Consider the following 11,945-nt stretch of genomic DNA (forward strand, 5'->3'; position numbering starts at 1 on the left):
TGACCTGGATCGCTTGCACCCACTCATCCATTGGACAACCACGCGTCCGGCTGCTTCTATCAATCATTCGCAAGGAGCGCTTTGTCCTACAACTTCGTCCAGGGAATCGAACGAGGAGTTAGACCATGGCCTACACCGTCATGATGGTATTCGGTACCCGCCCTGAAGCAATCAAGATGGCCCCACTGGCCCGTGTGCTGCGCAACTGGCCCGAAGTCGACCTGCATATCTGCTCCACCGGCCAGCACCGCGAAATGCTCGAGCAAGTGCTCACCGCCTTCGGCCTGCGGGTCGACCAGGACCTCAAGGTGATGACCCAGAACCAGACCCTCAACGGCCTGGCCCGCGACCTGCTGGACAAGCTCGACAGGGCCTATGAGCAGACCAGGCCCGACATCGTGCTGGTGCATGGCGACACCACCACCAGTTTCATCGCCTCCCTGGCCGCCTTCCACCGGCACATCCCCATCGGCCACGTCGAGGCCGGCCTGCGCACCGGCAACCTGCAGCAACCCTGGCCCGAGGAAGCCAACCGGCGCCTGACCGGAGTGCTCGCCGACCTGCACTTCACCCCCACCCGCGACTCCGACGCCAACCTGATCCGTGAGGGCGTGCCGCCGGAGCACATCAAGGTCACCGGCAACACGGTGATCGACGCCCTGCTGTGGATGCGCGACAAACTGCAGCAGCAAAACTGGCGCCCGGCCGCCGAATCGCCGCTGAACGTGCTGCGCGATGACCAGCGCATGGTGCTGATCACCGGCCATCGTCGAGAAAACTTCGGCAGCGGTTTCGAGCGCATCTGCCTGGCACTGGCCGAACTCGCCCTGCGCTACCCGGACGTACAGTTCCTGTACCCGGTGCACCTCAATCCGCAGGTGCAGCATGCCGTGTACAGCGTGCTGTCCGGCCGCGAGAACATCCACCTGGTCGCCCCCCAGGACTATCCGCACTTCGTCTGGCTGATGAACCGCGCCCACCTGATCCTTACCGACTCCGGCGGTGTGCAGGAAGAAGCCCCCGCCCTGGGCAAGCCGGTGCTGGTACTGCGCAAGGTCACCGAGCGCCCCGCCGTGCTCAAGGGCGGCACGGTGAAGCTGGTCGGCACCCTGACCGAACGCATCGTCCACGAAACCAGCCAACTGCTCGACGACCCCGACGCCTACGCGCGCATGGCCCGGGTCTACACCCCGTTCGGTGACGGCCATGCCAGCGAGCGTATTGCCGAGCGCCTGAGCCGCTGGTTCGCCGAACAACATGCCGCACGGGACAACGCATGAGCCTGGCCTTCGTCGACTTCCTTACCTACGTGCTGTTCGGCCTGAAGATCGTTGCCATCATCCTGGCCACGCTGATGTTCCTGCTGGGCCTGGACGACCTGTTCATCGACCTGTGCTACTGGGGCCGCACGCTGATCCGGCGCTTTCGCATCTACGACAAGCACGACAAGGCCGACGAAAAACGCCTGTTCGAGGTGCCGGAGAAACCCCTGGCGATCATGGTCCCGGCGTGGAACGAAGTCGGCGTGGTCGGCGAGATGGCCCGCCTGGCGGCGTCGACCATCGACTACGAGAACTACCAGATCTTCGTCGGCACCTACCCCAACGATCCGCAAACCCAGGCCGACGTCGATGCCGTGTGCCTGCACTACCCCAACGTGCACAAGGTGGTATGCGCCCGCCCCGGCCCCACCAGCAAGGCCGACTGCCTGAACAACATCATCGACGCCATCCTGCGCTTCCAGCAGGACGCGCGCATCGAGTTCGCCGGCTTCATCCTGCATGACGCCGAAGACGTCATCTCGCCCATGGAACTGCGCCTGTTCAACTACCTGCTGCCGAACAAGGACATGATCCAGATCCCGGTGTACCCCTATGCCCCGGAATGGAAAGGCTTCACCGCCGGGCACTATGTCGACGAGTTCGCCGAGAACCACGGCAAGGACGTGATCGTGCGCGAGGCGCTCACCGGCCAGGTGCCCAGCGCCGGCGTGGGCACCTGCTTCAGCCGGCGGGCAATCAGCGCCCTGCTCGAAGACGGCGACGGCATCGCCTTCGACGTGCAATCGCTGACCGAGGACTACGACATCGGTTTCCGGCTCAAGCAAAAGGGCATGAAATGCATCTTCGCCCGCTACTCCATCACCGACCCGGCCCTGGCCCTCAAGCAGGAGTGGCGCCCCGGCATGAGCCGCGCGTTCGCCCAGGTGATCTGCGTCCGCGAGCACTTTCCCCGCGACTGGCAGCATGCCATCCGGCAGAAGTCTCGGTGGATCGTCGGCATCGTGTTCCAGGGCACCAGCAACCTCGGCTGGAGCCGCACCGGCGCGCTCAACTACTTCCTCTGGCGCGATCGCCGCGGGCTGTTCGCCTACCTGCTGAGTTTTTTGGTCAACCTGTTGCTGCTGGTGCTGCTGGCCATGTGGCTGGTCACGGTGATCGCCCCGGAGTCGTGGCGTTTCATGTCGATCCTCAGCGACAGCAAGCTGCTCAGCCTGCTGCTTTGGCTCAATGGCCTGCTGCTGGTCAACCGGCTGTTCCAGCGGTTCTGGTTCGTCACCCGCTACTACGGCATCTTCGAAGGGCTGCTGTCGGCGCCACGGATGATGTGGAGCAACTTCGTCAACTTCTTCGCCAACCTGCGCGCCCTGCGCCAGGTCATGGAGATGGGCGATTCGCGGCGCGTGGCCTGGGACAAGACCACCCACGAGTTCCCTGCCATCGCCACCCCCGCACGCACGCCGCTGGGGCATCGCCTGATGGAAAAGGGTCTGATCACCGAACAGCAGCTGGAGCAGGCGATTACCAGCCCGGTGCGCCGGCGCCTGGGCCGCGAACTGTTGTTGCGCGGCTGGCTGACCAGCGAACAGTTGGTCGAGACCCTGGCCGAGCAGCTCGACCTGCCGTGGGCGCCCCTCAACCCCTTCAAGATCAACCCGCAACTGATCGACAAGCTGCCGCGCAAGCTCGCCACCCACTACGGCGTGTTACCGGTAGAGGAAGACGGCGACACCCTGGTGCTGGCCAGCGAAAGCCCGGTCAGCCAGGTCTCGCTGGGGGTGATCAGCCGCCAACTCAAGCGCCCGGTGCGTGCCCGCCTGGCCCCCCAGGGCCGGGTCACGCTCGGCCTGCGCTACCACTACCCGAGCCCCTGGCAGCAGCCTGAGACCCGCCAGATGCTCAAGGTGCTGGAGCGCCACCAGGACGATGCCGAGCTGATCGAGAAGGTCTGCACCCACCAGGTCATGCTCGGCACCCTGCTGCAAGTACGTGGCATGGTCCCAACCACCCTGTTCAACCAGGCACTGATCGACTTCGACCCCGAACGGCAGAGCCTTGGCGAGCACCTGATCGAACGCGGGATCATCACCGAGGCGGTGTTGCAGCAGGCGCTCGACGAACAGGCCAGCGAACAGCAGGCCGCCTATGAACTGACCCGGGAGGTGGCATGACGCCGCGTTTTTCCCTGAGTGTGGCCAGCCTGTTGCTGTGCACCTCTGCCCTGGCCGCCCCCACGGCCCCCATGAGCGACTTCCAGCGGTTCACCAGCTACCCGTTCATGGAGCGTGGCTACCGTGAAGCGCAACGGGACAACTGGGCCGAGGTCGAGCGGCTTACCCGCCACGTGCTCAAGCGCGTGCCCAACAACAACGAGGCCCGCGCCCTGCTGGCCGAGGCCCTCGCCCACCAGCGCCGCTACAAGGAAGCCGAGGCCATCGCCGATGACCTCGACGACAACCCCGAACATGCCAACGCCCTGCTGGAGCTGCGCCTGACCTGGATCGAGCAGGACCCGCCGCCCGCCAGCCAGGTGGAGGGCTGGCTGGCCAGCAGCGACGCCAACCAGCGCATCCGCCTGTGGCAGGCCTACAGCCTGAGCCTGGCCAAGTTCGGTGGCGCACGCCGGGCCCTGGACTGGCTCAACCAGTTGCCGCCACGGGACGACGGCGCAGTGCTGCGCCTGGCCCGGGGCTCGTTCGCCGAACAGTTGCGCAACTGGGGGGAAACCATCGAACAGTTGCAACCCTTGGCCGCCAAGGGCCAACTGCCACCGGCAGACTGGCAACGGCTGGCCAATGCCTACATCCAGCAGGTCGACGAACAGGGCCTGACCAAGCTGCTGGCCAGCGCCCCATCACCCCAGGCTGCCACCCAGGCACGCCTGGCCATGGCCGAACGAGCTATCGCCATGGGCCATAACCAGCAAGCCCAGCGCTGGTTGCAGAGCCTGCCCGCCGAACAATTGCAGCAGCCCGAACAGCGCCAGCAATTGTGGGAGCTGGCCCGCGCAGGCAACGACGCCGCACTGGTACGCAGCCTCAGCAATCAGTTGCAGCGCCCCTGCCTGGAAACCGTCGATTGGCTGTCGCGCAAGGACCCGGCGCTGGCCCGCGAGCAGCTGGGCCAATGCCAGGCCAATGACGATGAACGTGCTTACGCCATCCTCAAACAGCGCTTGTATGGCGACCCGCCTCGCCCACCGCAACCACACACGCCTGCGCAATGGGAGCAGCGTTACCGCCAGACCGGCGACCTTGCCGCGCTGGAACAAGCCAGTTTCATGTGGCTGGAACAAGGCCGGGTAGAGCGCGCCCGACAACTGCTCGAGCAGGCCTACGACCGCCGCCAGGGCCGCCTCACACCTGCACTGCTGCAACGCCTGGGCAACCTCTACGCCCGCAACGACGGCCCGCTGAACAGCCAACGCATGCTGGCCCTGGTGCCACGGGTGGATGCCGCCACACGCGCGCAACTGCTCGGCCGCCTGGCCGAGAACGACCAGTGCGATGCCGTGCGCCGGGCGATCCCGGCCAACCCCAGCGAGGCCGGCCAGTACCGCGCCCTGGGCCGCTGCGCCATGCCCGACCGGCCCGGTGAAGCGGTGGTCTACTACCAGGCCGCCGAGCGCCTGGGCGACACCAGCAGCCGGCTGCCCCTGGCCTACGCCCTGGAGGCCTCGGGGGATTCCCAGGCGGCCCTGGCGATCTGGAACAGCCTGCCGGCCAGTGCCTGGACCGACAACGCCCGCCTCACCGCCGCCCGCAGCGCCTTGAATGCCGGCGACGCCAACGCCGCACGCCGCCATTGGGACGCCGCAGCGCACAACAGCGCCGACGACTGGGCACTGGGTGCTGCCATCGCCCAGCGCCAGGGCGACACCTCGCAAGCGCTGGCGTTGCAACGCGAAGCCCCGCGCCACGCGCCACGCGCCGACCACTACTACGCCGCCGCCAACACTGCCCAGCAGGCCGGCGACAACGCCCAGAGCATCGCCTGGCTCGCCGAAGCCGTGCGCCTGGCCCCGGACCAACCGCGCTACCGCGCCGACTACGGCATGCGCCTGGCCGGTTCCGCAGACAAACAACAACGCCGCCAGGCGATCCCCTACCTGGAACGCGCCACCCGCGATTTCCCCGAGGACTACCGCCTGGGCGAAACCCTGGCCCTGCGCTACGACGAAGCCGAGGACAGCGCCTCGGCCCGCCGCGAACTGCGCCGGGTGTTGGACGTCGAGCAGAACCTGGTCGACGGCGACGACGAGTACGGCAGCCTGGAGGCGCGCAAGTACCGCCAGCGCCGCGCCCACGAAACCCTGTCACGGCGCGACAGCATCACCCTGGCCAGTACCTGGTCGCCCGCCGGCACCTCGACCAACGACAAGTTCCTCGACAACGGCCAGCGCAGCGGCAGTTCGCGTCGCGCCCAGTCGCAGAACGTGCAACTGGCCATGTGGGACCACGCCCTGGGCGAGGAGCCCAGCCGCAACGGCAGCACCCTGTCGGTATACGGCCGGGTACTGTTCGGCGGCCAGAGCCGCACCGACTACGCGCAAAGCATGGGCACCGGCGTGGGCCTGCGCTACAAACCCATCGGCCAGGCCAACCTCAACCTGTACGCCGAGCTCTATCACCAGCGCCAGATCGACAGCGACCACTACAACGGCCTGAGCCTGGGCGAGCTGATCAGCCCGGCCAAGGTCGGCGGCAACTGGGGCGACCTGCGCCACCACGCCGAGTCAAGCAACGACCTGCTGCTGCGTGCCACTGCCTCGTTCCTCGACCAGGGCCGCTACCGCAACGACTGGCGTATCGACGAGGACGACTGGGACGAGCGCTTCCTCTACCTCGACGCCGCCTGGTGGACCCGTGCTGGCGACCATGCCTGGTTGTCGCGCTTCCAACAGGGCCACGCCTGGAAACTGCCCAGCCAGTCGCCGCAGACGATCATGCCCTACGGCTTTTTCGAGTTCTCCAGCCAGGACCCAAGCAACGACTGGCGCCAGGACGCTCGCGCCGGGGTCGGCGTGCGCTGGCAGTGGTGGTTCGACGACGACCGCTACAACGCCTACCGGGGCTCGCTGAAAGTACGCGCCGAGTACCAGCAGGCGCTGGGTGGCAACCTCTATGAGCGTGCCAATGGCGTGCTGGTGGGCGTGGAGATGAACTTCTGATGCGTACGCTGCTACTGGCCTGCCTGCTTGCCCTGTGCCTGCCCGCGCAGGCCGACCAGCGCCTGTTCTACCAGCCGCTCAACCGCGATGCCACGGTCACGCCAGCCCAATGGCAGCAGCTGTGGCACGCCACCGTGGCCCAAGGCGGCAAGACCCTGATCGTGCAATGGAGCGCCTATGGCGACAGCGACTTCGGCGGCACCGACGGCTGGCTCGCCAACAGCCTGCGTGAAGCCCGGGCCCAGGGCCTGCAACTGGTGCTGGGCCTGTACATGGACCCGGCCTACTATCAGCGCCTGGAAGAGCTCGACAACGAGGGCCTGAACAACTACTTCAAGGCCCAGCTGGGCCGTTCGCTCAGCCAATACCAGAAGCTGCGCAATGACTGGGCGCTGCCTGTGGAAGGCTGGTACCTGCCGCTGGAGCTGGACGACCTGCACTTTCGCGATGCCGAGCGCCGCGCGGCGCTGCATGCTCAGCTGCAGGCATTCAACCGGCAACTGGACAAGCCGCTGCACATCAGCACGTTCAGTGCCGGGCAGTTGTCGCCAGGGGTCAACGGCGCCTGGCTGGAGGAGCTCGCCGGCCTTGGACTGAGTGTGTGGTGGCAGGATGGCGCCGGCACCGGGCGCTTGCCGTCACTGGTGCGCCAAGGGTACGAACAGGCCCTGCCTTGTCGGGTAGGTATCGTGCGCGAGGCCTTCCGCCAGGTCAGTGCGCCGGGCCAGCCGTTTCGCGCCGAGCCCGCGCAGCCCATGCTGACCGGGGGATGCCATGCCGAAGCGGTGTTTGCCTTGCGTTACAGGCCGTGGGCAAAAGGCGTGCTGTCACCGAATTGAGCCACACGCCCTTTACGGCCTCATCGCTGGCAAGCCAGCTCCCACAGGTTAAGGCGCACACCCTGTGGGAGCTGGCTTGCCAGCGATGAGGCCCGGGAAGTAACAACCAACCAAGAGCCATCATGTACAAAACCCTCGAAGCCCACATCCGCCAGCAGGTCGCCCCGGCCGCCCTGCGCGCCGAGTTCCGCCAGCACGAATACGAGGCCATGCACCGCTTCTGCCTGCTGATCTTCTGCGTCGGTATCGCCATCTGGCTGGTCTTCGACCTGATCATCAGCTACCTCGGCGGCCAGGGCTTCACCTGGATTTCCGGCGCCTTCATCGCCGTGCTGTGCAGCCTCACCGTGGTGCTCGGCTTCACCCGCCGGAGCCGCCATTTCGACGTGCTGCACCTGCTGTTTCTCGGCGTGCTCACCTTGGGCATGCGCCTGGTGATCGACGGCATCCCCATCGCCCTGCGTCCGGTCTGGCTGATCCTGGTGGTGGCCACCGTGCTCTATACCGTGTCGATCCTGCCAATACGGCGCTGGTCGTTCTTCACCGCCATGGCCATCACCTGGCTGATACTCAACCCCTTCTACCACACCCACATCCAGGTCCTGGAGCTCGAAGGCGCCATGCTGCTGAGCTACGCGGTATGCCTCAGCGGCCTGGTGATCTACAGCTACCTGCGCATCCGCCAGGCCAAGCTGCACAACTTCTACCTGTCCAAGGTGCTGCTCGACCAGGCCTATGTGGATGTGCTCACCGAAATCCCCAACCGCCGCTCGTTCATGGCCAAGGCCGAACGCCAGCTGCAAATGGCCGGCCCCGGGCAGTACCTGGCGATGATCGACATCGACAACTTCAAGAAGGTCAACGACCAGTTCGGCCATGACATCGGCGACGAGGTGCTCAAACGCGTGGCCAGGCATATCCGCGCCTCGATGGGTGCCTTCGAGTTCGCCCGCCTGGGTGGCGAGGAATTCGCCATCTTCTTCCAGGGGCTGGACCAGCAGGCCGCCGAGCAACAGGTGGTCGGCCTGTGCCGCCGGGTGCGCGAAGACAGCGCCGAGTACCCAGTGACCATCAGCATCGGCCTGACCGCGGTGGCCAGTGGCGACACCCTGACCATGGCGCTGATCCGCGCGGACCAGGCGTTGTACGCGGCCAAGCACAGCGGCAAGGATAGGTTCGTATTGTGGAGCGCGCCCTTGGCAGGGCAATGACAACCTGTACCGGCCCTATCGCTGGCAAGCCAGCTCCCACAGGGAAACAATGATCCTTGTGAGAGCTGGCTTGCCGGCGATAGGGCCGGTCCGGGTAACCCATCACCCCGCCGGCAATCGAATCCTGAACTGCGCCCCACCCAGCGCCGACTGCGCCACGGTCAAGGTCCCGCCCTGCCCCTCGATGGCTCGCCGGCTGATCGCCAGCCCCAGCCCGAACCCGCCGGTATTGCGATCACGACTACGGTCCAGGCGGTAGAACGGTTGGAAGATCCGCTCGCGCTCCTCCACCGGGATGCCAATGCCGTCATCCTCCACCGTCAGCAGGCAGGCGCCGTCGTCTTCCAGGCGCAGGCGCAGCAGCAGGCTCTCGTCGCAGTAGCGCATGGCATTGCGCACCAGGTTCTGTACCGCGCGGGCGGTCAGCCTGGGGTCGAGCACGAAGCGCGGCAAGTCGCCCTCGCTGCGCACTTCCCACTGGATACCCCGGCCATCGAGCTCTTCGGCAAAACTGCCGAGCACGCTGTCGACCAGCTCCAGCAGCGACACCTCGACCCGCTCGCGGGCCTGATTGGCATTCTCCAGGCGGCTGTAGGACAGCAGTTCCAGCACCAGTTCATCCAGCTCGCGCACATGGCCGACCAGCTCCAGCAGGCGCTTGCGGCTGGCCGGCGGCACTTCGTCGTACAACAGCACCAGGCCGAAATCCAGCCGCGTCAGCGGCGTGCGCAACTCATGGGACACGGCATTGAGCAGCTCGCGCTGCTGGTTGAGGTGGCGCTCCAGGTCGCCGGCCATGGTGTCGAACACCCCGGCCAGCTCGCCGATGTTCGAACGCGGCGGGATGTGCGTGCGCTCGGCCAGGTCACCCTGGCCCAGGCGCCTCGCGGTCTCCTTCAGCCGCTCCAGGTCGCGCCAGTGCGGCCATACCCACAGCAGCAGGCAACCGAGCATGGCGGCGCCGATCAGCACCGTCACGCCCCACGACAGCACGTTGATGTCCAGCGGGTCGGGCGGTGAGTGCAGGCGCACCAGCCACTGTTTGTCCAAGGGGGCCAGCACCGTTTCGTAGTAACCCCAGTCGGCGATCCGCACCGCATGCTGGCCGTGCTCCAGGCGGCCCCGCTCTTCCTGGTCGAGGTCGGCCTGGTCCATCGTCAGCAACTGCACCTCCAACGGCGCAAAGGCTTTGGCCAGCTCCTGCTCCACCGCTGGCCACAGCTCGCGCGGCGCCTGCTGGAACTGGCGCACGATCAACGACTGCACGCCCTTGGTCTGGTCCAGGTTGTAAGCCATGAAGCGCCCGTGGAAGGCGCCGACGATGGCATCGGGGATCAGCAGCAAGGCGCCGGCATAGGCGACGATGATCACCAGGTACAGGCGCACCAGGATCTTCAGCATGGCGTATCAGCACTCCCACTCGACGCGGCTGAACAGGTAGCCCTTGCCCCACACGGTCTTGATCTTGCGCGCTTCGCCAGCGCTGTCGTCGAACTTGCGGCGCAGCTTGGAGATGGCCACGTCCACCGATCGGTCGGTGCCGTTGAACTCGATACCGCGCAGCTGCTGCAGGATGCGGTCGCGGCTGAGCACCTCGCCGGCGTTGCGCGCCAGCACCACCAGCAGGTTGTACTCGCCGCTGGACAGCTCCACCTCTTCGCCACGCCAGCTGACCGTGCGCTCGGCCAGGTCGATGTGCAGGCCGCCGATGAGGATCTGCTCGCTGTCCAGGCGTGGTTCGTGGATGCTGCTGCGGCGCAGCAGGGTGCGCACCCGGGCCAGCAGCACGCGGGGCTCGCAGGGTTTTGTCACGTAATCGTCGGCGCCCATCTCCAGGCCCAGCACCTGGTCGTGGCTGTCGTCGCGGGCGGTCAGCATCAGGATCGGCAGGCTCTGCGACTCCTGGCGCAGCAGGCGGCACACCTGCAAGCCGTCGAGGCCCGGCAGCATCAGGTCGAGGATCACCAGGTCCGGCTTGAGCTGGCGGAACGCATCCAGCACATGGTCGCCACGGGCGATCACCCGGACATGGAAGTCGTTGCGTTGCAGGTAGCTGGCGATCAGCTCGGACAGTGCGCTGTCGTCCTCGACCAAGAGAAGGTTCGGCATAAAGGGCTTTGACGAAGGAGTGAAGGGAGGCAGGATATCGAATCCTGCGCCGGGTGCCGCCGCTGCTTCACACTTTTTCACATACCCCCTACAGAGCTTAACAGCGCCCCCGCGAACGCTTGCCTTAGCATAGGCCCGATCAACCCTGGAAGATCCGTATGTCCATTCTGAGCACTTCGCGCCTGCGCCCCTTGGCGCTATTGGCGCTGTTAACCCTCTCGCTTGCCGGTTGCGATGACGCTGCCGAGCAGGAAGACCAGGCGCCTGTGTCGCAGGTGCGGGTCGAAACCCTGCAGTTGCAGGCGCTGGCCATCAGCAGCGAACTCAGCGGGCGCATCCTCGCCCCGCGCACCGCCGAGGTCCGCGCCCGGGTAGCCGGGGTGGTGCTCAAGCGGGTGTACCGCGAAGGCAGCGACGTCAAGCAGGGCGATGTGCTGTTCCTGATCGACCCGGCGCCGTTCAAGGCCGACCTCGACAGTGCCCGCGCCACCCTGGCCAAGGCCGAGGCCACGGTTTACCAGGCCCGCCTGCAAGAGCAGCGCTATCGCCAGTTGGTCGACGACAAAGCGGTCAGCCGCCAGGAGTACGACAATGCCCGCGCCAGCTTCCTGCAGGCCGACGCCGCGGTGGCCGAAGCCAAGGCCGCCCTTGAGCGCGCCCGCCTCAACCTCGGCTACGCCACCGTCACCGCGCCGATCTCCGGGCGCATTGGCCGGGCGCTGGTGACCGAAGGCGCACTGGTCGGCCAGAACGAGACCACGCCACTGGCGACCATCCAGCAGCTGAACCCGATCCACGCCGACGTCACCCAATCGACCCGCGAGCTCAATGCCCTGCGCCGCGCGCTGCGGGCCGGCGAGCTGCAACAGGTCGGCCAGGGCCAGGTCAAGGCCACCTTGATCCAGGACGACGGCAGCGCCTACCCGCTGCCCGGCAAGCTGCTGTTCTCCGACCTCAGCGTGGACCCAAGCACCAACCAGATCACCCTGCGCAGCGAGTTCCCCAACCCCGACCTCGACCTGTTGCCTGGCAGCTACGTGCGCGTGCGCCTGGACCAGGCCGTGCAACCCCAGGGCATCAGCGTGCCGCAACGGGCGATCCTGCGTGACAGCGCCGGTGTACCCAAGGTGCTGGTGGTCGACCAACAGGACCGTATCAGCGAGCGCCAGGTGCAACTGGGCAGCGCCCAGGGCGACCGCTGGATCGTCAACGACGGCCTCAAGCCGGGCGAACGCGTCGTGGTCGAAGGCCTGCAGCACGTCAAGGCCGGTGACCAGGTGCAGGTCGACGAACAACCGGACGCACTCCCCATCGTCCAGCACAACGGCCAGTGAGG

8 protein-coding genes are annotated in these 11,945 nt (G+C 66.5%); 6 read left to right on the forward strand and 2 right to left on the reverse strand.

What is annotated here, in order from left to right:
- Positions 1-125 precede the first annotated feature (125 nt).
- The 5 genes from wecB (at position 126) to EJA05_RS14425 (ending at position 8,500) form a co-directional block, all read left to right on the forward strand.
- The gene (wecB, locus tag EJA05_RS14405; RefSeq protein WP_125858766.1) at positions 126-1,280 is read left to right on the forward strand and encodes a non-hydrolyzing UDP-N-acetylglucosamine 2-epimerase; all 1,155 of its coding nucleotides are present in this window, start codon (positions 126-128) and stop codon (positions 1,278-1,280) included.
- Positions 1,277-3,451, forward strand: coding sequence for a cyclic di-3',5'-guanylate-activated glycosyltransferase NfrB (nfrB, locus tag EJA05_RS14410; protein ID WP_125858767.1), 2,175 nt, complete (start codon positions 1,277-1,279; stop codon positions 3,449-3,451). Before wecB ends, nfrB begins: the two co-directional genes overlap by 4 nt.
- Positions 3,448-6,450 carry a phage receptor gene (locus EJA05_RS14415; RefSeq protein ID WP_125858768.1) on the forward strand — a complete coding sequence of 1,001 codons (3,003 nt, stop codon included), beginning with the start codon at positions 3,448-3,450 and terminating at the stop codon, positions 6,448-6,450. Before nfrB ends, EJA05_RS14415 begins: the two co-directional genes overlap by 4 nt.
- Positions 6,450-7,289: a DUF4434 family protein gene (locus EJA05_RS14420; RefSeq protein WP_125858769.1), complete on the forward strand. Its 840-nt coding sequence runs from the start codon at positions 6,450-6,452 to the stop codon at positions 7,287-7,289. Before EJA05_RS14415 ends, EJA05_RS14420 begins: the two co-directional genes overlap by 1 nt.
- Positions 7,290-7,411: 122 nt before the next feature.
- Positions 7,412-8,500, forward strand: coding sequence for a GGDEF domain-containing protein (locus EJA05_RS14425; protein WP_125858770.1), 1,089 nt, complete (start codon positions 7,412-7,414; stop codon positions 8,498-8,500).
- A 102-nt stretch (positions 8,501-8,602) separates the two neighbouring features.
- On the opposite strand, the gene EJA05_RS14430 is transcribed toward EJA05_RS14425, so the two are convergent.
- Together EJA05_RS14430 and EJA05_RS14435 are read right to left on the reverse strand one after the other, a co-directional pair.
- Positions 8,603-9,901, reverse strand: coding sequence for an ATP-binding protein (locus tag EJA05_RS14430; RefSeq protein ID WP_125464188.1), 1,299 nt, complete (start codon positions 9,899-9,901; stop codon positions 8,603-8,605).
- 6 nt (positions 9,902-9,907) lie between these two features.
- A complete protein-coding gene (locus EJA05_RS14435; protein WP_125464189.1) occupies positions 9,908-10,609 on the reverse strand; it encodes a response regulator transcription factor in 702 nt (233 codons plus the stop codon).
- A 158-nt stretch (positions 10,610-10,767) separates the two neighbouring features.
- Here EJA05_RS14435 and EJA05_RS14440 point away from each other — a divergent pair, with 158 nt between their 5' ends.
- Positions 10,768-11,943, forward strand: coding sequence for an efflux RND transporter periplasmic adaptor subunit (locus EJA05_RS14440; protein WP_125464190.1), 1,176 nt, complete (start codon positions 10,768-10,770; stop codon positions 11,941-11,943).
- Positions 11,944-11,945 lie beyond the last annotated feature (2 nt).

The sequence above is a fragment of the Pseudomonas oryziphila genome, from assembly GCF_003940825.1.
GTDB classification, from domain to species: Bacteria; Pseudomonadota; Gammaproteobacteria; order Pseudomonadales; family Pseudomonadaceae; genus Aquipseudomonas; species Aquipseudomonas sichuanensis.